Source organism: Pseudomonas morbosilactucae (assembly GCF_023241665.1).
Lineage (GTDB): Bacteria > Pseudomonadota > Gammaproteobacteria > Pseudomonadales > Pseudomonadaceae > Aquipseudomonas > Aquipseudomonas morbosilactucae.
The window spans coordinates 43,789-66,406 of sequence record NZ_JALQCX010000010.1; the positions used below are offsets into that span (position 1 = coordinate 43,789).

Sequence of the window (22,618 nt, forward strand, 5' to 3'; positions counted from 1 at the left end):
GGTGCACGTGGGCGTTGAGTGACGGGTAAAACGCTGGCAAGCCAGCGCCTACGCAGGGCTTAGAGTTGGTCGAAGTCGAGGACGACTTTGTCGCTCACCGGGTAGGCCTGGCACGACAGCACATAGCCGGCGGCCACTTCGTAGTCTTCCAGGGCGTGGTTGCTGTCCATGTCCACTTCGCCCTCGATGACTTTGCATTTGCAGGTGGAACAGACCCCGGCCTTGCACGAGTAGGGCAGCTCGGCGCCCTGGGCATTGCCGGCATCGAGGATGCTGCTGGTGTTGCGCGGCAGGTCGAAGGCCAGGGCCCGACCGTCGCTGATCACGGTGATCTGGCTGACCGCTGCGTCCAGTTGCCGTGCGGCTTCCCGGGCCTCGCGCTTGTGTTCGCTGCCAGCGGCGGCAAACAGCTCGAAGTGGATGCGTTCGGCGGGCATGCCGCTGGCCTTGAGGCTGTCGCGCACGCTTTCGGTCATCGCCTGCGGCCCGCAGATAAAGGCCGCGTCCAGGGCCTTGACGTCGAGCCAGCGGGAGAACAGCTGCTGGCATTTCTCGGCGTTGATCCGGCCGTTGTAGAGGTCGATGTCCTGTTGCTCGCGGCTGAACACAAAGATCAGGTTGAGGCGTTGCAGGTAGCGGTTCTTCAGGTCTTCCAGCTGTTCGCGAAACAGCGCGCTGGAGCTGGAGCGGTTGCCGTAAAGCAGGGTCACGCGGCTGTTGGGCTCGGTTTGCAGGGTGGTCTTGATGATCGACAGGATCGGCGTGATGCCGCTGCCCGCGGCCACGGCCAGGTAGTGGCCGTGACGGCTCGGGTCCAGCTCGACATGGAAGTGCCCGGCAGGGGGCATCACCTCCAGTTGGTGGCCAGGCTTGAGCTGTTCGTTGGCAAAGGCCGAGAAACGCCCACCGGCCACGCGCTTGATCGCGATGCGCAATTCGCCGTCGTTGACCCCGGTGCAGATGGAATAGGAGCGACGCACTTCTTCGCCGTCCATCAGAGTGCGCATCACCAGGTGCTGGCCCTGGGTGAAATGAAAGCGTTGTTGCAGGTGCTCGGGAATCTCGAAGGCGATCGATACCGCATCACGGGTTTCGCTGCGCACATCCTTGATGGTCAGGCTGTGGAATTGGCTCATTGTGGTTCTCCCTCCAACACGGCAGATGGCCGGTCAGATGCACTTGAAATAGTCGAACGGTTCCAGGCAGTCGCGGCAGCGGTACAGGGCCTTGCAGGCGGTGGAACCAAACTCACTGAGGCGCTCGGTGTGGGCGCTGCCGCACTGCGGGCACAGCACCTGTGGGCTTTCGCCCAACAGGCTGCGCTTGCTGCTACTGGCGGCCGGCGGCGCGATGCCAAAGGCCCGCAGGCGTTCACGGCCGGTGTCGGTGATCCAGTCGGTGCTCCAGGCCGGGGTGAGGGTGCGCTGCAGGTGCGGCGCGCAGAACCCGGCCAGCTCCAGGGCGGCGCGAATGTCGCTTTCGATCACCTCGGTGGCCGGGCAGCCGGAATAGGTCGGGGTCACCACCACGTGCAGGTGGCCGTCGCGCCAGTCGAGGTCGCGGACGATGCCCAAGTCGACCACGCTGACCACCGGCACTTCCGGGTCCATGACCTGGTTCAGGGTCGCCCAGGCGGCGTCCAGGTCGCCGGGCTGTGGGGCCCGGGCGCCCTGGTCGCTGGCGATCAGCTCACCAGGTCGCATCGGGGTAGGCTCGCGACAGGGACTGCATTTCCGCCAGCACGATGCCCAGGTGTTCACTGTGCAGGCCGCGCCGGGCATCCAGGTAGAAGTACTCCGCGGCTGCCGGCACCGGCAGCGTGGCGCTGGCAAACACCTCGGCCACCCGGGCTTGCCAGCCCTGGGCAACGCTGGCGATGTCCGGCACCAGGCCAGCGTGGTGCAGGCGCGCCTCGCTGTCGTCGGCACGGTTCAGCTCCACGGTAAAGCGCCACAGCAACGGGATGGCGTCGAGCATGCGCTGGTGGCTTTCCTCGGTGCCGTCGCCCAGGCGTTCGACCCATTCGCTGGAGCGGCGCAGGTGGTAGGTGACTTCCTTGACCGCCTTGGCGGCCACCCCGGCGATGCGTTCGTCGCTGGACTGGCTGAGCCCCTTGAGGGTTTCCAGATGCCAGGCGTCGTACAGGAATTGCTTGAGCATGGTCACTGCGAAGTCGCCGTTGGGCTGCTCCACCAGCAACAGGTTGCGGTAGGCGCGCTCGTCACGGCGGAAAGCCAGGTGGTCGGCGTCGCGGCCGTCGTCCAGCAGCTCGGCGGCGTAGTCCAGCCAGTTGCGCGCCTGGCCCACCAGGTCGAGGCCGACGTTCATCAGCCCCAGTTCTTCTTCCAGGGCCGGTGCGCGGCCGCACCATTGGCACAGGCGCTGGCCCTGGATCAGGGCGCTGTCGCCCAGGCGCAGCAGGTATTGGATCAGATCGTCTTGAGTGGTCATGGTCAGCCTCACATGTGCCCGACTTCAGGGGGCAGTTGGTAGAAGCTGGCGTGGCGATAGACCTTGTCGTCGGCCGGGTCGAACAGCGGGTCTTTTTCATCCGGCGACGAGGCGACGATCAGCGCCGACGGCACCACCCACAGGCTGACGCCTTCGCTGCGCCGGGTGTAGAGGTCACGGGCATTCTCGATGGCCATGGTGCTGTCGGCGGCGTGCACGCTGCCCACGTGTTTGTGGTTGAGGCCGTGCTTGCTGCGCACGAAGACTTCGAAGAGGGTCCATTCAGACATCAGGGTGACTCCACATCAGGCGTTGGGTCGCGGGTTAGGCGAATCAAGCGGCGTTTTTATTGGCTTTCTTGTGGGCGTGAGCAACAGCGGCGGCCCGTACCCAGGCGCCGTCTTCAATGGCTTTGCGGCGGGTGGCGACCCGTTCCTGGTTGCACGGGCCGTTGCCCTTGAGGACTTCGTAGAACTCGTCCCACTGGATGTCGCCGAAGTCGTAGTGACCGCGCTCGGCGTTCCACTTCAGGTCAGGGTCCGGGCAGGTGCAGCCCAGCAGTTCCAGTTGCGGGATGGTCTGGTCGATAAAACGCTGGCGCAGCTCGTCGTTGCTCTGGCGCTTGATCTTCCAGGCCATGGACTGGGCGCTGTTGGGGGAGTGTTCGTCGCTTGGGCCGAACATCATCAGGGCTGGCCACCACAGGCGGTTGATGGCGTCCTGGACCATGTCTTTTTGCGCCTGGTTGCCCTCGCGCATCATGGTCAGGAGGATTTCGTAGCCCTGGCGCTGGTGGAAGCTCTCTTCCTTGCAGATGCGCACCATGGCCCGGGAGTAGGGGCCGTAGGAGGTGCGCTGCAGCACCACCTGGTTGACGATGGCCGCGCCGTCCACCAGCCAGCCCACGGCGCCCATGTCGGCCCAGTTCAGGGTCGGGTAGTTGAAGATGCTCGAATACTTGGCGCGGCCGCTGTGCAGCTTGGCGATCTCTTCGTCGCGGTCGGCGCCCAGGGTTTCCATGGCGCTGTACAGGTACAGGCCGTGGCCGGCTTCGTCCTGGATCTTGGCCATCAGTTGCAGTTTGCGTTTGAGGGTCGGCGCGCGGGTGACCCAGTTGCCTTCGGGCAGCATGCCGACGATTTCCGAGTGGGCGTGCTGGGAGATCTGCCGGATCAGCGTTTGCCGGTAGGCATCGGGCATCCAGTTCTTGGCCTCGATTTTGATTTCCCCATCGATCTTTTCCTGGAAGGCGCGCTCCTGCTCGGACATCTCCGAAAGGCTCTTGAGGCGCTTGACCCCGGTTTCAACCAGCTGTGCGTACATGATGTGTCTCCCGCCGTGAGGGTGTGCGTGGGCATGGAGACTTTATAAGTGATACAAAATAAAATATCAAACACAAAACAACGTGTCGTATTTGTTTTTGTATCGCTTGATGGCTTTCACTTTTCGGTTGCCCATAAAAAAAGCCCCGCTGGGGCGGGGCTTGTTGGCTTTAAGTAGGGGTTATTGGCGTTTGTCGAGCACGTGACAGGCTTTGCCTTCGGAACGCTTGATGCTGAAGGCTGGCTGTAAAACGATACGCGAACTGATTCCTATGTGGTTCTTGATGTGTTTACTTAGTTCGCCGCAGATGGCTTTCTGCTGCTCGTCGCCCAGGTGCTGGTACTCGGCCTTGAGTTCGACGTGCACATCCACGCTGTCGAGGTTGCCGTGGCGGTACAGGTGGATCTCGTAGCATTCGCACAGTTGCTTGACCTTGAGCACCTGCTCTTCGACCTGGGTCGGGAACACGTTGACCCCGCGGATGATCAGCATGTCGTCGCTGCGCCCGGTGATCTTGTCGATGCGTCGCATGGGCCGCGCCGTACCCGGCAGCAGGCGGGTCAGGTCGCGGGTGCGGTAGCGGATCATCGGCAGCGCCTCCTTGCTCAGGGAGGTGAACACCAGCTCGCCCATCTGCCCGTCGGGCAGCACCGCGCCGGTCACCGGGTCGATGATCTCGGGGTAGAAGTGGTCTTCCCAGATGGTCGGCCCGTCCTTGGTCTCCGCGCATTCCATGGCGACCCCAGGCCCCATGATTTCCGAGAGGCCGTAGATGTCCAGGGCGGTGATCCCCAGGCGTTGCTCGATGGCACTGCGCAGCTCGGCGGTCCAGGGTTCGGCGCCGAAGATCCCCAGGCGCAGGGCGAGTTTTTGCGGGTCCAGGCCCTGGCGCTCGATTTCGTCAGCGATGTTGAGCATGTAGGAGGGCGTGACCATGATGATGTCCGGCTGGAAATCCTTGATCAGTTGCACCTGCTTCTCGGTCTGGCCGCCGGACATGGGGATTACTGTGCAGCCCAGGCGCTCGGCACCGTAATGGGCACCCAGGCCGCCGGTGAACAGCCCGTAGCCATAGGAAATGTGCACCTTGTCGCCGCGTCGGCCGCCGGCGGCGCGGATCGAGCGCGCCACCACATTGGCCCAGGTGTCGATGTCGTTTTGGGTGTAGCCGACCACGGTCGGTTTGCCGGTGGTGCCGCTGGAGGCGTGCAGGCGTACCACCTGGTCCATGGGCACGGCGAACAGGCCGTAGGGGTAGTTGTCGCGCAGGTCGGACTTGGTGGTGAACGGTAGCTTGGCCAGGTCCGCCAGGTCGCGGATGTCGTCGGGGTGCACGCCTGCCGCATCGAAGCGCTGACGGTACAGCGGCACGTTGTTGTAGGCGTGTTTCAGGCTCCAGCGCAGGCGTTCCAGCTGATGCTGGCGCAGGTGGTCGATGCTGGCGGTTTCCATCGGGTCCAGCAGGCTGTTGGGCACGGCTTTGGCTAAGGGCATGTTCATGACTTCACTCGAATTGTTTTTATGTTGCGACCCGCTGGCTGGCGGGCCTTGAGTGCAGATGCCAAGAATACCTGGCGGCTCCGCAGGCATTGTTTTTTTATCGGTTACTCAAGCCGCTCGATGATCAGGGCGATGCCCTGGCCGACGCCGATGCACATGGTGCACAGGGCGTAGCGCCCCTGGCGCGCTTCCAGTTCGTGCAGGGCGGTGGTTACCAGGCGCGCGCCGCTCATGCCCAGGGGGTGGCCCAGGGCGATGGCGCCGCCGTTGGGGTTGACCCGTGGGTCGTCATCGGCCAGCCCCAGTTCCCGCAGCACCGCCAGGCCCTGGGCCGCGAAGGCTTCGTTGAGCTCGATAACGTCCATGTCCGCCAGCTCGAGCCGGGCCAGCGCCAGCACCTTGCGAGTGGCGGGTACCGGGCCGATGCCCATGATTCGCGGTTCGACCCCGGCGCTGGCCATGGCCAGTACCCGGCCCCGGGCTTTGAGGCCGTGGCGCTGGGCCTGGGCCGGGCTGGCCAGGAGCAGGGCGCAGGCGCCGTCGTTGACCCCGGACGCATTGCCGGCCGTGACACTGCCGCCCTGGCGAAACGGCGTGCCGAGCTTTTGCAACTGCGCCAAGGTGGTGTCGCCCCGCGGGTGTTCGTCGTGTTCCACCACCCGGTCCGGGCCTTTGCGCTGGGGCAGGTGCACCGGGACGATTTCTTCGGCCAGGCGCCCACGGGCCTGGGCTGCCGCGGCGCGCTGTTGGCTGCGCAGGGCAAAGGCGTCCTGGTCTTCCCGGGAAATATTGAACTGCTCGGCGACGTTTTCGGCGGTTTCCGGCATCGAGTCGATGCCGTATTGCCGCGCCATCAACGGGTTGACGAAGCGCCAGCCGATGGTGGTGTCGAACAGTTGCGCCTCACGGGAGAACGCGGTCTGCGCCTTGGGCATCACCAGCGGGGCGCGGGACATGGATTCAACCCCGCCCACCAGCATCAGCCCGGCTTCACCACAGCGGATGGCCCGGGCCGCGCTGCCGATGGCGTCGAGCCCGGAGCCGCAGAGGCGGTTGAGGGTGGTGCCGGGCACGCTGACCGGCAGCCCGGCCAATAGCGCTGACATGCGGGCAACGTTGCGGTTGTCTTCGCCGGCCTGGTTGGCGCAGCCGTAGATCACATCGTCCACCTGGTTCCAGTCGACCTGGGGGTGGCGCGCCATCAGGGCACGCAGTGGCACGGCGCCGAGGTCGTCGGCGCGCACCGCACTCAGGGCGCCGGCGTAGCGGCCGATGGGCGTGCGGATCGCATCGATGATCAATGCGTCAGTCATGGGAAGCCTCCTGCGCCAGCACCGGGCCGCGCACTTTGTAGGATTTGCCTTGGAACAGGGCAATCAACTGCCCCTGTTGGTTTTCGATGCGAACGTGGTAGTTGCCGGTGCGGCCACTGCGGCTTTGCTCCGTGCAATCGGCGGTCAGGGTGTCCCCCAGTCGCGCCGGGGCGACGTAGTCGATGCTGCAGCCCATGGCCACGGTGGCCTCGTTGTAGCTGTTGCAGGCCAGGGCGAACGCTGAGTCGGCCAGGGCGAACAGGAATCCGCCGTGGCAGGTGCCGTGGCCCTGAAGCATGTCGGCGCGCACGCTCATGCCCAGGCGTGCGCTGCCGGGGCCGGCCGAGAGCAGGCGCAGGCCCATGCCCTGGCTGGCGGCGTCGCGCTCGAACAGGGCCCGGGCGCATTGGCTGGCGAGGTTGATGGCGTCGGAATCAGTCATGCAGCGTCCTCCCTTCGGCCACCCGGCGCCGTAGTAGCAGCGAGGGGCGATAACGTTCTTCGCCATAGGCGGCCTGGAGGTTGTCCAGCACCTTGAGCAAGTAGCCCAGCCCCAGGCGGTCGGCCCAGGCCAGGGGGCCTTGGGGGTAATTGACCCCGGCACGCATCGCCAGGTCGATGTCGGCCGCCGAGGCCACGCCGTGCAGCAGGGCGTCGGCGGCTTCGTTGGCGAGCATGGCCACGGTGCGCAGCACCACCAGTGCCGGGGTGTCGCTGAGCCGGCTGACCTTGAGGCCGGCGCGCTGCAACAGGGCCACGGCCTGATCCAGGGCGAGCGACGTGGTGTCGGTGGAGCAACTGATGGCGATGCGCGTGGCTTGGCGGTAATCGGCCGCCAGGTCCAACAACACCAGGTTGCGCAGGCCGTCGTCTTGCGCCCGCTGGCTGGCCAGGCGCCCGTCGCTCAAGGCCAGCACCGCGTCGCCGACCCGCAGCAGGCCGCTGCCGTCCCGGGCGATGACCTGGACCCCGGCGTTGCGCAGGCGTTGCACCAGGCCATCGAGCGCTGCCAGGTCACCCTCGATGATGCAGTGCTCGACGTCTTGCTCGCTGCTTATCTGTTGCGCGGGCGGGCGTTCGGCGCCAGGGGGGTAGTGATAGAAGCCCTGGCCGCTCTTGCGCCCCAGGCGCCCGGCGTCCACCAGTTCCTGCTGGATCAGCGAGGGCAGGAAGCGAGTGTCTTGGTAATAGGCGTCGAACACCGAGCAGGTCACCGCGTAGTTGACGTCGTGGCCGATCAGGTCGGTGAGTTCGAAGGCGCCCATGGCAAAACCGCCGGCCTCGCGCAGCAGGGCGTCCAGGGTGGGGCTGTCGGCGGCACCTTCTTGCAGCAGGCGCAGGCTCTCGGCATAAAACGGCCGGGCCACGCGGTTGACGATAAAACCGGGGGTGGAACGGGTATGCACCGGCTGTTTGCCCCAGTTGCGCGCGGTGGCGTACAGGCATTCGGCCAGGGCCGGGTCGCTGGCCAGCCCGGAGACCACTTCCACCAGGGGCATGACCGGCGCCGGGTTGAAGAAGTGCAGGCCCAGCAGCCGCTCCGGGTGTTGCAGGCCGGCGGCGAGGCGGGTGATCGACAGCGACGAGGTGTTGCTGGCCAGCAGGCAATCGCTGCGACACAGGCCTTCGAGTTGCTGGAACAGTTGCTGCTTGACCTCCAGGTTCTCGACGATGGCTTCGATGATCAGGTCGCTGTCGGCCAGGCTGTCCAGGGCTTCGGCCGGCTGCAGGCGGGCCAGGGTGGCCTGGTGCGCCTGGGCGTCGAGCTTGCCGTTCTGTACTCGCTTGGCCAATTGCTGGTCGATGCCGGCAATGGCCTGGGCGGCCGCGCCGGGACGCTTGTCCAGCAGGCACACCGCGTGGCCGGCCTGGGCGGCGACTTGGGCAATGCCCGCGCCCATGGCGCCGGCGCCGATCACCGCGATACGCGCGTGTTTATCCAGGGCCTGCATATCAGCGTCCTTTAAAGGTAGGGGTGCGTTTTTCCATAAAGGCGGCGACGCCTTCGCGGTAGTCCTCGCTGCGCCCGGCCAGGCGTTGCAGGTCGCGCTCCAGTTCCAGCTGTTCATCGAAGCGGTTGTGCAGGCTGGCGTTCAGGGCACGCTTGATCAGGGCCAGGCCGTAGGTGGGCTGGGTGGCCAGGTGGCGGGCAAGTTTGAGGGCTTCATCCCGCAGTTGGGCGTCGTCCACGCATTGGTAGATCAGCCCCCAGTGCTCGGCCTGTTCCGCGCTCAAGCGGTTGCCCAATAGGGCCAGGGCCTTGGCGCGGGCCATGCCCACCAGGCGCGGCAGGGTCCAGGTGCCGCCAGAATCGGGGATCAGGCCAATCTTGCAGAACGCCTGGATAAAACTCGCGGAACGGGCCGCCAGCACCAAATCGCAGGCCAGGGGAATGTTGGCGCCGGCGCCGGCGGCCACGCCATTCACCGCGCAGATCACCGGCAGCGGCAGGTCGCGCAGGGTGCGGATCAGCGGGTTGTAGAAGCGCTCGATGGAGTCGCCCAGGTCGGGAACGGCGCTGCCGGGCGCCACGTTGCGGTCGCTGAGGTCCTGGCCGGCACAGAAGCCTCGGCCTTCGCCGGTCAGCAGCAGCACCCGCACCTCGGGGTTGCTGCGTACCTGTTTCAGGGCTTCTTTGACTTCGCCGTGCATCTGGGTGTTGAAGCTGTTGAGTTGCTCGGGGCGGTTGAGGCTGAGCAGGGCAACCCCTGCCTCGACGGAAAACAGAATGTGTTCGAAGTTCATGGTCTTGGCGCTCTCTGGGCGGTCGTTCGAATGCAGGGGGGGCGGGCTCAGCGCCCGGTGAAACTGGGGCTGCGTTTGTCCTGGAAGGCGCGAATGCCTTCGTCCCGGTCCCGGGTGCCGGCCAGCACGGTGAAGGCCTGGCGCTCGAAACGCAGGCCGCTGGCCAGGTCGGTGTCCATTGCCTTGAGCAGGGCTTCCTTGGCCAGGCGCACGGCCAGCGGGGCTTTGCCGGCGATCAACCGGGCCAGGTGCAGGGCGCGCTCAACGGTGAATTCCGGCGCGGTGATTTCGCTGACCAGGCCCGCGCGCAGGGCGTGGCGGGCATCGATGGCTTCGCCGGTGAGGACCATCTGCATCGCCAGGGACTTGCCCACGGCGCGCAGCAGGCGTTGGGTGCCGCCGGCGCCGGGCATGATCCCGAGGTTGATTTCCGGCTGGCCGAAACGTGCGTCTTCACCGGCGATGATGATGTCGGCGTGCATGGCCAGTTCGCAGCCGCCGCCCAGGGCAAAGCCGTTGACGGCGGCCAGCAGCGGTTTGTTGAAGGCGGTGATGCGCTGCCAGGAGGCCTGGCGCGGGTCATTGAGGATGCCCACCAGGTCGCGCTCCGCCATCTCCTTGATATCCGCGCCGGCGGCAAAAGCCCTGGCACTGCCGGTCAGGACCACCGCGCCGGTGTCGGGGTCTTCCTGGGCCTCGCTCAAGGCGCTGGCCAGCTCCTCAAGGAGTTGGGTGGTGAGGGCATTGAGCGCCTGGGGGCGCTGCAAGGTGATCAGGCGAACGCCGCCGGGCAGGCATTCGACGGCAAGGTGTTGAGGCATGGCGGATGCCCTCGGAGTGCACGCTCGGCCAGGGGCCGGCTCATTATTGGATCGGCTGGGTGCCGGTTTTCGCCGAGTATATCGCCAACGTGATACGTAAATGCAACATCAAAGTTGATTTAATGTGTCCTTTTTATCGTTGATTGGTCTGACTGAAGACCTGGATGCTGGCCGGTGTTCCGCAGATTGATCCTGGTTCCATTGGGATTTAAGCGTCTTTTCAACGGTGTTCGATTTTTTGTGTTGAATTTTCAAGTGATACCGTTTGTTGTCTTTGCTGTGGATTAATCATGTGATACACAATGTGCGCTCGGCGGCATCGCTTTGTCCTGCTTCAGTTACCGCCATCCACAAGGAGCGCATTCATGACCTGTTACAGCCTCGATGGGCTGACCCCGGTGGTCGACCCCAGTGCCTATGTCCACCCCTCGGCGGTGCTGATCGGTGATGTGATCATCGGCCCTCATTGCTACGTCGGGCCGCTGGCCAGTCTGCGCGGGGATTTCGGGCGGATCATCCTGGAGGAGGGCGCCAACCTGCAGGACACTTGCGTCATGCATGGCTTTCCCGAGAGCGACACGGTGGTCGAGCGCAATGGCCACATTGGCCACGGCGCGGTGCTGCATGGCTGCCGTATCGGCGCCGATGCCCTGGTGGGCATGAACGCGGTGGTGATGGACAACGCGCACATTGCCCCGCGTTCATTCGTCTCGGCGGCGGCCTTTGTCAAAGCCGGCTTCGAGTGCCCGGCTCAATCCCTGGTGATGGGCGCACCGGCCAGCGTCAAACGGGTCTTGAGTGATGAAGAGGTGGCCTGGAAACTGGCCGGCACCCGGGAGTACCAGGCGCTTACGCTGCGTTGCTTGAACCAGATGCAGGAGTGCCAGCCCTTGAGTGCCCCGCAAGCCGATCGCCCACGGATCAGCGCCAGCACTTTGCGCCCCAAGGGCACCTTATAAGCAGCGGGGCTGGGTACGGCTTGATGAAACCCGGTATATTTCTTCCTTTTTTCTCGGTACGTCCATGTCGTCCCTAGCGCCGTTGAACCTTCTTATCAAACGCTTCCAGGAGCAGACACCGATTCGCGCCAGTTCGCTGATCATCACCCTCTACGGTGATGCCATCGAACCCCATGGCGGCACGGTCTGGCTGGGCAGCCTGATTCAGTTGCTGGAGCCCATCGGCATCAACGAACGGCTGATCCGTACCTCGATCTTCCGTTTGAGCAAAGAGGGTTGGCTGACCGCTGAGAAGGTCGGACGTCGCAGCTACTACAGCCTTACCGGCACCGGTCGGCGACGTTTCGACAAGGCCTTCAAGCGCGTCTACAACGCCAGCGTGCCAGCCTGGGACGGTTCCTGGTGCCTGGTGATGCTCTCGCAAGTCAGCCAGGACCAGCGCAAGCAGGTGCGTGAGGAGCTGGAGTGGCAGGGCTTTGGCGCGATCTCTCCGGTGTTGCTGGCGTGCCCACGCAGCGATCGGGCAGACGTCAACGCCACCCTGACCGATCTGGGCGTGCAGGAAGAAACCATCGTCTTTGAAACCACCGCCCAGGATGTGCTCGGCTCCAAGGCCTTGCGCCTGCAAGTGCGCGAAAGCTGGAACATCGACGAGCTGGCCGCGCATTACAGCGAATTCATCCAGCTGTTCCGCCCGCTGTGGCAAGCCTTGCGCGAGCAGGAGCACTTGCAGCCGGAGGATTGCTTCCTGGCGCGCTTGCTGCTGATTCATGAGTATCGGAAATTGCTGCTGCGGGACCCGCAGTTGCCGGACGAGTTGCTGCCCGGTGATTGGGAAGGGCGCGCGGCGCGCCAGTTGTGCCGCAACATCTACCGCTTGATTCACGCCAAGGCCGAAGAATGGCTGGGCAGCGCCCTGGAAAATGCCGATGGCCCGTTGCCGGACGTGGGCGAGAGTTTCTACCGGCGTTTTGGCGGCTTGCGTTAAGCCGCCACGGCTGCTTGTCGCGACGAGCAACTTAGGTTGTTAAAGCCAGGGCTGTAGTAGAACTAAGAGTGCAATAACCCAGTGCTGCACCCGGCAACTAAAAGTGCCCGGCACGGGCACTTTAGTGACAACGGATCACCTTGCAACACGGCGATCTTTGGATAAATAACTTACTTGGGCATGGCCCAGGATTGCAGCAGGTAACCGTCCTGGCTCAGTTCGGCGCGGGCCTGTTTCAGCACGTTCTCCAACTGGGCGGGATCGCTGTAGGCGCTGCAGGAAATCTGAGTCTTGCCAATGCGGGTACTGGTCCGGTCGATAACGGTCAGGCTCAGCTCGCCATTGCCATCTTGAGGGGCCCAGGCCACACACTGGAAGGGCTGGAAGGCGCGGTCGGCGATCAAAAGTGCTTCGTTGATACGGAGCGGGGCGTTCATGGGGTCTTCTCTCTATGTGCCCAATCAGATGATGCGCCGTCGGTTGGGCAGACCGTTCGGCGGTTACTTGTACTGATGCCTGCAGAGGGGGGTTAGGTCACATTGAAAAATAACTTTTTACAAACTCGACGTGGAACACTGGTGTCAGGCCCGTTAGTTGAACCTTGGCGGTCTGGGGTTGTCGCGCCTGCCACTCGTTGATGAGGGAATCGCTGGTTTCTTAGTTCCATTGGTAATGAGCGCTATAAGCAAACGATACAAGTGGGCGTCAAGTTCTTGCTAATGTTACAGCCAGGCTCGCCAAACGACTGTTTCTAATAACTTTTCTACTATTTGGCGCCAAGGAACAGTCATGCTTGAAGCGCCTGTGCAACGTCGCCTGCTGGTGGTCGATCCCTGTGATGACTGCCACCGTCTATTACCCGGGTTACGCACCGTCGGTTGGAGCGTCGACAGTTGTGACCTGGAGTCCGCGCTGGACCGCTCCTGTGACATTGGGTTGTTGCGTTTACAGCCCTTTCACCTGGAACGCCCCGAGGCGGTCAAGGAGTTGATCAGCCGCAGCGGCACCGAGTGGATTGCCGTGCTCAGCCCGGAAGTGCTGAGGATGCAGAAGGTTGGCGACTTCGTTTGTGAATGGTTTTTCGATTTTCATACCCTGCCGTTCGATGTGTCCCGGGTCCAGGTGACCCTGGGGCGGGCCTTCGGCATGGCGCGCCTGCGGGGCCAGGGCTCGGTGCATGTCGACCAGCCTGAACACGAACTGCTGGGCGACAGCCGACCGATCCGTGACCTGCGCAAGCTGCTGAGCAAGCTGGCGCCCACCGAATCGCCGGTGTTGATCCGCGGGGAAAGCGGCACCGGCAAGGAGCTGGTGGCCAGGACCCTGCATCGCCAGTCCCAGCGCCACAGCAAGCCGTTCGTGGCCATCAACTGCGGGGCGATCCCTGAACACCTGATCCAGTCCGAGCTGTTTGGCCATGAAAAAGGCGCCTTTACCGGGGCCCACCAACGCAAGGTGGGGCGCATTGAAGCGGCCCACGGCGGCACGCTTTTCCTCGATGAAATCGGTGACCTGCCCCTGGAGCTGCAAGCCAACCTGCTGCGTTTCCTCCAGGAAAAACACATCGAGCGGGTCGGTGGCAGTCAGCCGATTCCGGTGGATGTGCGGGTGTTGGCGGCCACCCATGTGGATTTGGAGGCGGCCATCGGCAATGGGCGTTTCCGTGAGGACCTGTATTACCGCCTGAACGTGTTGCAGGTGGCCACCGCGCCGTTGCGCGAGCGCCATGGCGACCTGGGCATGCTGGCCAACCACTTTTCCCATTTCTACAGCCAGGAAACCGGGCGCCGGCCGCGCAGTTTCAGTGAGGACGCTTTGGTGGCGATGGGTAAGCACGAGTGGCCGGGTAATGTCCGTGAGTTGGCCAACCGCGTACGCCGTGGCCTGGTGCTGGCCGAGGGGCGGCAGATCGAGGCCCGTGACCTGGGCCTGCAAGGGCAGCAGGGCAGCAGTGCGCCCATGGGCACCCTGGAAGACTACAAGCACCGTGCCGAGCGCCAGGCCCTGTGTGACGTGCTCAACCGTCACAGCGATAACCTCAGCGTCGCCGCCCGGGTATTGGGAGTCTCACGCCCGACGTTCTACCGTCTGCTGCACAAGCATCAGATCCGTTAGGTTTCCCCAGGCCAACGTACAAGGCCCGCCGCGAGGGTGATCGCAGCGGGCCTTGTGCGTTGTAGCGCGAGCGTTAGAAGTAGTAAGGGAATTTCAGGCTGAAGGTAAAGTCCGGGGCATCCTCGGTGAGCCCGATGGACAGGTTGGGCACGATGGTCAGGTTGTCGCTGGCAGCGATGGTCATGCCGACGTTGAAATAGCCGGCGTTGGCGTCGCTGGACACCACCGATTGCCAGTCGCCACCGTCTGGCTTGAGCTTGCTGCGGCGCTGGATCAGGTCAGAGACCGAGAACGACATACTCATCTTCTCGTTGAGGGCGAAGGCTACGCCGGCGCCGATCTGATAGCTGTCGCCCAGTTGCACCTTGCCGCCGACCTTCTGGTCGACCCGGGAGCTGATGTCGTCGAAGGACTCTTCGAGGTTGTGGGTGTAGGACAAGGTCCCGAAAAGCACCGCCGGGTCGAAGGTCTTGACCAGGGAAATGCCCGGGGTGATGGACCAGACGCCGTTGCCGGTGGGTAGGCTTTCCGGCACGTAGAGGTTGGTGTTGGCAGCCGATTGCACCAGCTTGATGCCAAACGGCTCCTTGCCCGTCGGCGCCTTGATGCGCAAGGTGACCACGGCATCCGGCAGGTACGGGGTTTCGTCGAGGAACTTGTAGGCCACCCCAAAGTTGACGTCACCCAAGGTTGGATCGCGGGTCACGGTTTCTTCGGTGGTGGCGCCATCGGCCCCGCCGCCCGACTGATAGGTCGACTCGCGGTAGATCACCGGCGCGTTGATGTCGAACTGCCAACGGTTGTCGAGGTTGTAGCGACCGGTCAGGTCCAGGGTCCAGTTGTCCGCCTTGATGCGGTCCAGGTTGATGCTGCCGAGGAAGATCGAGTCCAGGGCCAGGAAGCCGTTGACCGTCAACTGGCGAGCGTCGTAGCGGGCGTAGGTAATCCCGGTTTCAAAACTGAACTTGCCGCCGCCAAAGAAGCCGCTGGCCTCGTCATAGAGGTTGCTGACGCTCTGCGCCGGTTCCGAGTCTTCTTTGAGCGACTGGCCGTAGCCGCCACCCCCAGCAGCGCCCCCGGAGGCCGCAGCAGCACCGGTGCCGGCGACCGGCTGATAGCCTTTCATGTCTGCTGGCGACTTGGCCAGGCGCTTGGGCGGCGGTGCGGCAGGCTGATCTTCGACCTGACGGACTCGTTGTTCCAGTACCGCAAGGGCTTTCTGTTGTACTTCGTAGCGTTGTTTCAACTCCAGAAGTTCCTGTTTCAGGGTCTCCACGTCCGGGTCAGTGGCGGCTTGCAGCGCCACTGCCGGAAAAAGAGTGCTCAAACACACGACTGCGCGTAGTGGAACAGATCGATACATGAAATAAACCGTCCCTTGTGAACCCAATGGTCGAGAGTCAGCGTAGTTCAATATCCCAGGTTGCGAAGGCCCTTCAGGCTGGTCAGGTTGCAGTCCAGAGCGCCGGTGCTGGGGCCGTTATTGCCGAGCACTACATTGAGCTGGGTGATGTTGTTCACCATGTTGCTGTTGCCCAGCAGGCTGGTGTTCTGCATCAGGTTGCCCTGGGCGACTTGCTGCAGGGTGTGGCCCTGGTTGTTGTTGGCCAGGATGGCCATCTGGATCCCGCCGTTGACCGCCGATACCGCCACGCTGCCCGCGGCACTGGTGCCGGTGACGGTGCCGCCGTTGAGCAGGACCTGGCCCACTTGCGGCCCTTGGGCCGGTGCATGGTTGCCTTCCGTGACGTTGATGGCGATGTCGTTGTAGGCGCTGTTGCCGTCACCGGCCGCACGCACCGTTTGGGTAATGCCCTGGGTGGTGCCCAGGCCTGCGCCACCCACTACGTTGCCGGTGCCGGTCGTTGGCGTGCTGCCGTTACCGGTCTGGCTGAAGGTGGTGACGTAGAATTGCGGCTTGACCGTGGATTGCTGCACCTGCAGGGAGGTGCTGGCACCGATCACGTCGCCGCTGGCGTTGCGCCAGGTGCTGCTCATGACGATGCCGAAACTGATGATGCGTCCCGGCATCACGTAACGGCCGCGAAGTTGCGACAGTTCGTCGTCCTGAATTTCGATGGGGTTGAAACCAGCATGGGCTGGAAGAGCTGCTACCAGGCAGGCGGCTGCCAGCCAGTATGAGGTTTTCATCTGCTGCTCCCGGGGCATCCAGCCCCATTATCATTGTTTGGCTGCTAGAAAAAGTCGCTCTGGATAAATCCAAAGTCCAACAGTTCTGCGTCCTGGACCGGGCTGAAGGAATCCAGCTTGTTACGTGCGGTCAGGGGATCTGGCGGGGCGAGCAAGGCATTGGTCTTGTCGTAGCCAGGGCCGATGATGGCAAACACGATGCCGTTCCAGCCTTTGATAAATTCATCGTGGGTGTAGCGTTTGTGGCCCAGTACCGGGTCAGCGATGTAGACCCAGTCTTTCTTGGCGCGCTGCATGACCACGAAGTGCTTATAGCCGCGAATTTCCATCAGAACCACCACCGGAATGGTCACCGCGTCCAGTTTTTCCGCTGGAATTCGATAACCCCGGGCCCGCATGCCGATGCTTTCGATGTAGCGCTTCATGTCGAGCATGGAGAAACCCTGGGTGCGGACCAGATTGTGGTCGGCGTTAACCAGCATGCCCTTGATGACGTGGTCCTCATCGACATCCAGCCAATAGGCTTGGCGCAGCACCGTGGCCAGTGCGGCGGCGCCGCAGCTGAAATCGGTTTTCTGCTCGACGATGTCGCTGAACTTGCGCTCGCGCACGCTTTGCACCTTTTTGTAGATCAGGTTGCCGCCTGGAAGGCCGGCGACCGCCATCTGAGCCGCTTGGGCCTGGCCGGTGAAGCCGGGCAGGCCAAAGAGGCACAACACTAGGGTGTAGAGAGCGATACGCATGATCGAGACGCCTGGTGAGCCTGTGGAAAAGCCCCGTTTCCGGGGCTTTCGTTTCGATCGCGATTACATGCAGACTTTGCAGCCGGCAGCGATGGACAGCGAGTTGCTTTGTTGGTTGCCCACACCTGCCGAGACGTTGGCTCCGCCGTTGCCGGAGAAGTTGTTCATCGAGCTGCTCATGGTGGCGTTGTTCACCACTGGGTTTTTCCAGCCGTCTTTGGTCAGCACTTGCTGGGTCCAGTAGCCGGCCAGTTGGACGGTGCCTTGTTCGGTGAAGGTGAAGCTTTGGTCGTCGTTGCCGCCGCCATTGCCACCACCGTTGCCGCCGCCATGACCGCCACCGTTGTTGCCACCGCCGTTACCGCCGAAGCTGTTGCCGTGGTTGTTGCCGCCACCGCTGTGGCCGCCACCGCCATGACCTTCATCGCCTTCGATGGTGCCTTGGCCACTGCCGCTGTAGCTGCCGTAGGCTACGAAGCCGCCCGACAGGGTGTCTTTTTTGTAGGCCTGCACGCCTTTGTTTTGCACGTTCAGGTTGGTGGTGCTTTGGTTGGCCGACGCGGCAGCGGTGGCTACACGGCCCCCGGAGACAGCGATTGCCAGGTTGTTTTTCTGTTGGTTGAAGTTGCCGGCGGTGACGTTGATCCCCATGTTGCCGGAACCGTTGTTACCCGAGTTGTTGAGGGTGGCGTTGTTCTGGGTCGAGTAGTTTTTAACGGTGTTGTTGGCGTTCACTTGGGTGGCGCTGGACGCGGCCACGGCGCTGCCGAAGATGAAGCTTTCGTCGGCGGTGGCCAGGGCGGCGGCGTTGTCTTGTTGGTTGCCGTCACCAGCAGCCACGTTGGCGCCCATGTTGCCGTTGGAGCCGTTCAGCGAGTTGTCAGCCTTGGCATTGTTGTTGGTGCCTTGGTTTTTCACGTAGTTGCCGGTGTTGGTCTGGACGTCGATCACTGCAGCACCGGCCCCAGCGGTGATTTGCAGCAGAGTACCGAGGTCTGGGCCTTGCTGGTGGCCGCCATTGCCGCCGCCATGGCCGTTACCGTTGCCGTGACCATTGCCATTGCCATGGTCGTTATCGTTGCCATTAGCCTGTGCAGCCATTGCCATTACGGCGGCCAGGGCGAAAACCAGTGGTTTGAGAGCCATTGTAGGTTTCATGGTGTTTCTCCGGTGCTTATTAGTTGGTTAAGTGTTGGTACTTTCTAATCGCACTACGTGTTCGGGTCAGTCTGCGACCCGGATGCTCAGGGTGTTAGCCATGCGGTTCCCCACCCCAGCACTCTGGTTCACCTGAATCACTCCCCGGCTGCCGGTGAAGGCCTGGTCGCTGGTAACGACCTGGCGGCTGCCTTGTTGAGCGTCAGTTGCTCCTGAGCTTGGTACCAGCGTCACGTTCTGTTGGGACAGGACGCTGTCGTCGATGCTTTGCGGTTTGGCACTGATGCTGATCCGCATGGCATTGACCATTTGATTGTTGGCCCCGGAGGACTGGTTGACGCCCAGGACCCCATTGCCGTTGCTGAACGAGTTGCCGCCGATGGTGCTGCTGGCGTTGACCGAGCGGTCGGCGGGTGTGTCGAGTTTCTGGGTCACGCGGGTCACGGCCTTGGCTTCAGTGCCGATGGCAATGGCGCGAACGTTGGTTTGCTGTTGCTGGTCGCCGGCTGCCTGGTTGAGGTTCAAGCCACCGGTGTAGCCGGCGCCGGAGTTGACGATGGTCGAGGTGTCGGTCACCGGGCCGGCGCTGTCGGCCATGGCCGAGGAGCAAGCGAGCAGGGCGAGCAGCAACAGGGAAGGTTTCATCTCACTGGCCCCCAATGTTATTCAGTGGCGCCAAGCCGGTGCTCAGCGAGCGATTGATCGAGCCGGAGATCGAGCCGCCCGAGCCACCGCCGTGACCGCTGGCCATGCCGGGCAAGCCATTGGGATTGGTCACCACATTCATGCCTGCACTGGAGCCGCCGGGAATCACTTGGTTGCGGATCAGCGCGCCGCTGCTCACCCCGGCAATGTCGCCGTCGCTCAGTTCATTGCCGGTGCTACCGGTGATCCGGCTGGAGGGGTTGGCGTTGACAGTGATCGGATTGGGGTCGGGTTGCAGCGCTGAGCGGCCGTAGGGGTGAGCTTGCACGGTACGGTTGAGGACAATCACACCGTTGCCTTCGGCCTGGGCCGTCAGGCTGTACATCGCGCTGACGGCACAGCCGATCAGCAGGAGGCGGGTCAAACCTTGATTGATGTTCCCCACGGCGTTGTTCCTTATTCTGTTCGTTGGCCCTAGCCAGCGATGAACAAGAGAGAGCAGAAGCCGTGCCGCTTTTTGTTTTCATATTGAATTCAACACGTTGCAGAAATAGATCGGAGGGCAGGGGGCGAACTGTTTCAAATCTGAGACGCGGTTCGCGGGTGGCAACCGGGGGAAGGCGAGCGAATGCTTTAAGTCATGGGCTTGCGGCAAGCTGTATCAGCCGCGTAACAGATTGCCGGCCAGGGCCGATCACCCCGGTAGCTAGAGCGTTTTGAGCGTCAATGAGTGTTTCAGAAATGGACAGTTTTGCCCCGGAACCGGGTTAAAGCGGGGCAAATGGCCCATCAGCGATCAAGCAGCGCTGTCACCTGGGCGAAGGCCAGTTGCCGACGTTGCGACCAATCGCCGGCGACCACCTGAAACGGCTGGTGGTGAGCTTCCAGCCACTGCCGGGTGGCGCTGAAGAATGCCTGGCGTTCGCTCAGGTCCGGCTGGCAACGCTGGCCATCGTCGCACCAGCCCACGCCTTCGGGCGCCAACAGCAGGTGCAGATCGTAATGACGGGCCAGCAACGCCTGCTCGATCCAGGCCGGGCAGGCGCCAAACAGGGTCTGGCTCCAGAGGATATTGCTCAGCAAGTGAGTGTCGAGGATCAGCAGTGGCGGCTGCTGCGCCCGGGCAGCGTCTTCCCAGGCCAGTTGCCCCTGGGCGATCTCGGGGATGTCCGCCAGGGTGGTGTCGCGGGGGTTCTGCTCGATGAAGTGACGCACGTATTCGCCGACCTGCACGCCACCAAAGTGCGCTTGCAACTCGCCGGCCAGCCAGCTTTTACCGCTGGACTCGGGGCCGGTCAGGACCAGGACCTTCATGCCCGCAACGCCGGGTCGGCGCGCCATTGGCGCCAGCCCTGGATCGCCAACAGGGTGAACAGGGCATACAGCGCGGCGGTCAGGTGCAGGTCTTTATAGATAAACAGGCCGACGTAGATCACATCCACGGCGATCCACAGCGGCCAGCATTGCACGCGTTTTTGCGCCATCCACCATTGGGCCACCAGGCTGAAGCCCGTGAGTGCCGCGTCCAGCCAGGGTTGCGCGGCGTCGGTCCAGTGGGCCATGGCGGCGCCGAGCAACAGGCTGCCAAGGGCCCCCAGGCTGAGGCCCTTGAGGATTGCCGGCAGCGGCAAGTGGCTGACTGTGCGGCCCTGATGCTGGGCGCCACCCCGGGTCCATTGCCACCAGCCATAGACTTGCAGGCCGGCGTAGATCACCTGCAGCAGCATGTCGGAATAGAGTTTGACCTCCAGGAAGACCCAGATGTAGAGCACCACCATCACCAGGCCGATGGGCCAGCACCAGGGGTTCTGTTTGACGGTCAGCCACACGGCGATCACGCCGAGGGCGGCGGCGAACAGTTCAAGCCCGGACATGGAGAATCCTTGGGGAAGTGCAAAAGGGCGCCGATTGTAACCACAGTGGCGCGCCGCGCGTTAGTCCGCGGCGAGCCCTGGCCGGGGCTTGGAACCCCGGCTCGGCACGGGTTTAGACGCGGAACTGACGCAGCAGGCTGTTGAGCTGCTCGCTCAGTTGTTTCAGGTGGCGGCTGGCGACGCTGGACTGCTCGGCCGCCAGGGCCGTGCTGTGGGACAGACCGGCGGCCTGGGTGACGTTCTGGTTGATGTCTTCCACCACGTGAGCCTGTTGCAGAGTGGCGCTGGCGATGGAGGCGTTGAGGCCATTGAGGTTGCGCAGGGCCTGGCCGATGGCGTTCAGGCTTTCTCCGGCCAGGCCGGCCTGTTCGATGGTCAGTTGGGACGCGCGACTGCTGTCGCCGATGACTTTTACTGCGGCTTCGGAGTGGGTTTGCAGGCGTTCGATCATCGACTGGATTTCCGCAGTCGATTGCTGGGTGCGCTGGGCCAGCAGCCGCACTTCGTCGGCGACCACGGCAAAGCCACGGCCTTGCTCGCCGGCTCGGGCGGCTTCAATCGCCGCGTTGAGGGCCAGCAGGTTGGTCTGTTCGGCAATCGAACGGATCACTTCCAGCACGCTGCCGATCTGGGTGCTTTCGGCGGCCAGGGTGCGGATTACTTCCACGGCCTGGTCGATGGTCCCGGAGAGCCGGTCGATCTGTTGCAGGCTGCCGTCGATGTTGACCTGGCCCTGCTCGGCCTGGCTCTGTGCGTCGCGCATTTCACTGGCGGCGTGTTCGGCGTTTTTCGCCACGTCCTGCACGCCGTAGGTGACTTCATTGATGGCGGTGGCCACCAGTTCCATCTGTTGCGATTGCTGCTGGCTGCGCTCCTGGGCTTGGCTGGCATTGTCGCCCAGGTCCGCCGAGGACTGTTCGAGGGCCGTGGCGCTGACCTGCAACTGGCCGACCACGCCGCGCAGTTTGGCGCTGAAGGCATTGAAATGCCGGGCCAGCTCGGTGACTTCGTCCTGGCCGTGGGTATCCAGGGCTCGGGTCAGGTCGCTTTCGCCGCTGGCGATGTTAGCCATGGCGTGCACGGTCTCGCGCAGCGGGCCGACGATGCTGCGGGCAATCAACACCACCAGCAGGGCCATGACCACGGCAATCACCAGGCCGAAGGACGAGGCCTTGATCAACTGGCCGCGGAATTCGGCCTGCAGGTCGTCGATGTAAACCCCTGACCCGATGATCCAGCCCCAGGGCTGGAACAGTTGCACGTAGGAGGTCTTCTGCACCGGTGCTTCGGCGCCCGGCTTGGGCCAGCGATAGTCGACCATGCCGGCGCCCTTGCTTTTGGCCAGGGCCACGAACTCGTTGAAGATCTGGACGCCGTCGGGGTCCTTGATCGCCGAGAGGTTCTGCCCGTCCAGCTTGGGGTTGGTCGGGTGCATGATCATCACGGGCGTCAGGTCGTTGATCCAGAAATAGTCGTCCTTGTCGTAACGCAGGCCGCGGATAGCGCTCATGGCCTGGGTTTGCGCGGCTTCGCGGCTCAGGGTGCCGGCGGTTTCCAGGCCGTGGTAGTACTTCAGCACCCCGGCGGCGGCCTGTACCACGTGCTGGGTTTTCTGCGCCTTGGCGTGATAGAGGTCCTCATGAATCTGCTTGAGCATCAACACGCCCAAGGTCAGGAGCATCAGCACAGCCACTATCAGGATGAGCCACAGACGACGGCTGATCGACACATTGCGCAAGCTGTTCATAACCCGTCACTCCGATTCTTGTTCTTTTTAAGCGCCGTTGCCGGCGTGCAGCCTGCTGATCCCTGGCGGCCCAATGGCCTGTCAC

24 protein-coding genes are annotated in these 22,618 nt (G+C 63.3%); 3 read left to right on the top strand and 21 right to left on the bottom strand.

Annotation, left to right across the window (positions count from 1 at the left end):
• Nucleotides 1-59 precede the first annotated feature (59 nt).
• From paaE to paaF, 11 genes are all read right to left on the bottom strand, one after another.
• Nucleotides 60-1,136 (bottom strand): 1,2-phenylacetyl-CoA epoxidase subunit PaaE, encoded by a 1,077-nt coding sequence (gene paaE / locus M1B35_RS05965; protein ID WP_123332832.1) that lies wholly within the window; start codon nt 1,134-1,136, stop codon nt 60-62.
• A gap of 33 nt (nt 1,137-1,169) precedes the next feature.
• A complete protein-coding gene (gene paaD / locus M1B35_RS05970) occupies nt 1,170-1,703 on the bottom strand; it encodes a 1,2-phenylacetyl-CoA epoxidase subunit PaaD (RefSeq protein ID WP_268261468.1) in 534 nt (177 codons plus the stop codon).
• Nucleotides 1,690-2,451, bottom strand: coding sequence for a 1,2-phenylacetyl-CoA epoxidase subunit PaaC (paaC, locus tag M1B35_RS05975; protein ID WP_123332836.1), 762 nt, complete (start codon nt 2,449-2,451; stop codon nt 1,690-1,692). Before paaC ends, paaD begins: the two co-directional genes overlap by 14 nt.
• A gap of 8 nt (nt 2,452-2,459) precedes the next feature.
• A complete protein-coding gene (gene paaB, locus M1B35_RS05980; protein ID WP_123332838.1) occupies nt 2,460-2,741 on the bottom strand; it encodes a 1,2-phenylacetyl-CoA epoxidase subunit PaaB in 282 nt (93 codons plus the stop codon).
• 43 nt (nt 2,742-2,784) lie between these two features.
• Nucleotides 2,785-3,774, bottom strand: coding sequence for a 1,2-phenylacetyl-CoA epoxidase subunit PaaA (gene paaA / locus M1B35_RS05985; RefSeq protein ID WP_123332840.1), 990 nt, complete (start codon nt 3,772-3,774; stop codon nt 2,785-2,787).
• Nucleotides 3,775-3,954: 180 nt separating this feature from the next.
• A complete protein-coding gene (gene paaK, locus M1B35_RS05990) occupies nt 3,955-5,274 on the bottom strand; it encodes a phenylacetate--CoA ligase PaaK (protein WP_268261469.1) in 1,320 nt (439 codons plus the stop codon).
• 104 nt (nt 5,275-5,378) lie between these two features.
• On the bottom strand, nt 5,379-6,587 hold the full coding sequence (pcaF, locus tag M1B35_RS05995; RefSeq protein ID WP_123332844.1) for a 3-oxoadipyl-CoA thiolase: 1,209 nt from the start codon (nt 6,585-6,587) through the stop codon (nt 5,379-5,381).
• Entirely contained in the window at nt 6,580-7,029 is a 450-nt protein-coding gene (paaI, locus tag M1B35_RS06000) for a hydroxyphenylacetyl-CoA thioesterase PaaI (protein WP_123332846.1), read from the bottom strand. The genes pcaF and paaI overlap by 8 nt, the downstream gene beginning before the upstream one ends.
• Nucleotides 7,022-8,539, bottom strand: a complete 1,518-nt coding sequence (gene paaH / locus M1B35_RS06005; protein WP_268261470.1) for a 3-hydroxyacyl-CoA dehydrogenase PaaH — start codon at nt 8,537-8,539, stop codon at nt 7,022-7,024. Before paaH ends, paaI begins: the two co-directional genes overlap by 8 nt.
• A gap of 1 nt (nt 8,540) precedes the next feature.
• Entirely contained in the window at nt 8,541-9,332 is a 792-nt protein-coding gene (paaG, locus tag M1B35_RS06010; protein ID WP_268261471.1) for a 2-(1,2-epoxy-1,2-dihydrophenyl)acetyl-CoA isomerase PaaG, read from the bottom strand.
• A 47-nt stretch (nt 9,333-9,379) separates the two neighbouring features.
• Nucleotides 9,380-10,153: a 2,3-dehydroadipyl-CoA hydratase PaaF gene (paaF, locus tag M1B35_RS06015; RefSeq protein WP_268261472.1), complete on the bottom strand. Its 774-nt coding sequence runs from the start codon at nt 10,151-10,153 to the stop codon at nt 9,380-9,382.
• Nucleotides 10,154-10,518: 365 nt separating this feature from the next.
• Between paaF and paaY the strand changes: the two genes are divergently transcribed.
• Both paaY and paaX read left to right on the top strand, forming a co-directional pair.
• Entirely contained in the window at nt 10,519-11,112 is a 594-nt protein-coding gene (paaY, locus tag M1B35_RS06020; RefSeq protein WP_123332854.1) for a phenylacetic acid degradation protein PaaY, read from the top strand.
• 64 nt (nt 11,113-11,176) lie between these two features.
• The gene (gene paaX / locus M1B35_RS06025) at nt 11,177-12,100 is read left to right on the top strand and encodes a phenylacetic acid degradation operon negative regulatory protein PaaX (RefSeq protein ID WP_123332856.1); all 924 of its coding nucleotides are present in this window, start codon (nt 11,177-11,179) and stop codon (nt 12,098-12,100) included.
• A gap of 170 nt (nt 12,101-12,270) precedes the next feature.
• Here the strand turns inward: paaX and M1B35_RS06030 are convergent, their stop codons facing one another.
• Nucleotides 12,271-12,537, bottom strand: a complete 267-nt coding sequence (locus M1B35_RS06030; RefSeq protein WP_123332857.1) for a hypothetical protein — start codon at nt 12,535-12,537, stop codon at nt 12,271-12,273.
• Nucleotides 12,538-12,889: 352 nt separating this feature from the next.
• On the opposite strand from M1B35_RS06030, the gene M1B35_RS06035 reads away from it, so the two are divergent.
• The gene (locus M1B35_RS06035; protein WP_268261473.1) at nt 12,890-14,215 is read left to right on the top strand and encodes a sigma-54 dependent transcriptional regulator; all 1,326 of its coding nucleotides are present in this window, start codon (nt 12,890-12,892) and stop codon (nt 14,213-14,215) included.
• Between the two features lie 73 nt (nt 14,216-14,288).
• Here M1B35_RS06035 and M1B35_RS06040 read toward each other — a convergent pair whose 3' ends face one another.
• The 9 genes from M1B35_RS06040 to M1B35_RS06080 all read right to left on the bottom strand — a co-directional run bounded on the left by M1B35_RS06040 (nt 14,289) and on the right by M1B35_RS06080 (nt 22,533).
• Nucleotides 14,289-15,578, bottom strand: coding sequence for a hypothetical protein (locus M1B35_RS06040; RefSeq protein WP_268261474.1), 1,290 nt, complete (start codon nt 15,576-15,578; stop codon nt 14,289-14,291).
• 47 nt (nt 15,579-15,625) lie between these two features.
• Entirely contained in the window at nt 15,626-16,366 is a 741-nt protein-coding gene (locus tag M1B35_RS06045; protein WP_268261475.1) for a hypothetical protein, read from the bottom strand.
• A 44-nt stretch (nt 16,367-16,410) separates the two neighbouring features.
• On the bottom strand, nt 16,411-17,109 hold the full coding sequence (locus M1B35_RS06050; RefSeq protein ID WP_268261476.1) for a C39 family peptidase: 699 nt from the start codon (nt 17,107-17,109) through the stop codon (nt 16,411-16,413).
• 63 nt (nt 17,110-17,172) lie between these two features.
• Complete coding sequence (locus M1B35_RS06055; RefSeq protein WP_123332864.1) at nt 17,173-18,267, bottom strand: heme utilization protein; 1,095 nt, start codon at nt 18,265-18,267, stop codon at nt 17,173-17,175.
• Nucleotides 18,268-18,333: 66 nt separating this feature from the next.
• A complete protein-coding gene (locus tag M1B35_RS06060) occupies nt 18,334-18,912 on the bottom strand; it encodes an adhesin (protein WP_123332866.1) in 579 nt (192 codons plus the stop codon).
• A 1-nt stretch (nt 18,913) separates the two neighbouring features.
• Nucleotides 18,914-19,357: a hypothetical protein gene (locus M1B35_RS06065; RefSeq protein ID WP_268261477.1), complete on the bottom strand. Its 444-nt coding sequence runs from the start codon at nt 19,355-19,357 to the stop codon at nt 18,914-18,916.
• A 344-nt stretch (nt 19,358-19,701) separates the two neighbouring features.
• The gene (locus M1B35_RS06070; protein ID WP_268261478.1) at nt 19,702-20,226 is read right to left on the bottom strand and encodes an AAA family ATPase; all 525 of its coding nucleotides are present in this window, start codon (nt 20,224-20,226) and stop codon (nt 19,702-19,704) included.
• On the bottom strand, nt 20,223-20,786 hold the full coding sequence (gene pnuC, locus M1B35_RS06075; protein ID WP_123332872.1) for a nicotinamide riboside transporter PnuC: 564 nt from the start codon (nt 20,784-20,786) through the stop codon (nt 20,223-20,225). Before pnuC ends, M1B35_RS06070 begins: the two co-directional genes overlap by 4 nt.
• Before the next feature lie 112 nt (nt 20,787-20,898).
• Nucleotides 20,899-22,533: a methyl-accepting chemotaxis protein gene (locus tag M1B35_RS06080; protein WP_268261479.1), complete on the bottom strand. Its 1,635-nt coding sequence runs from the start codon at nt 22,531-22,533 to the stop codon at nt 20,899-20,901.
• Nucleotides 22,534-22,618 lie beyond the last annotated feature (85 nt).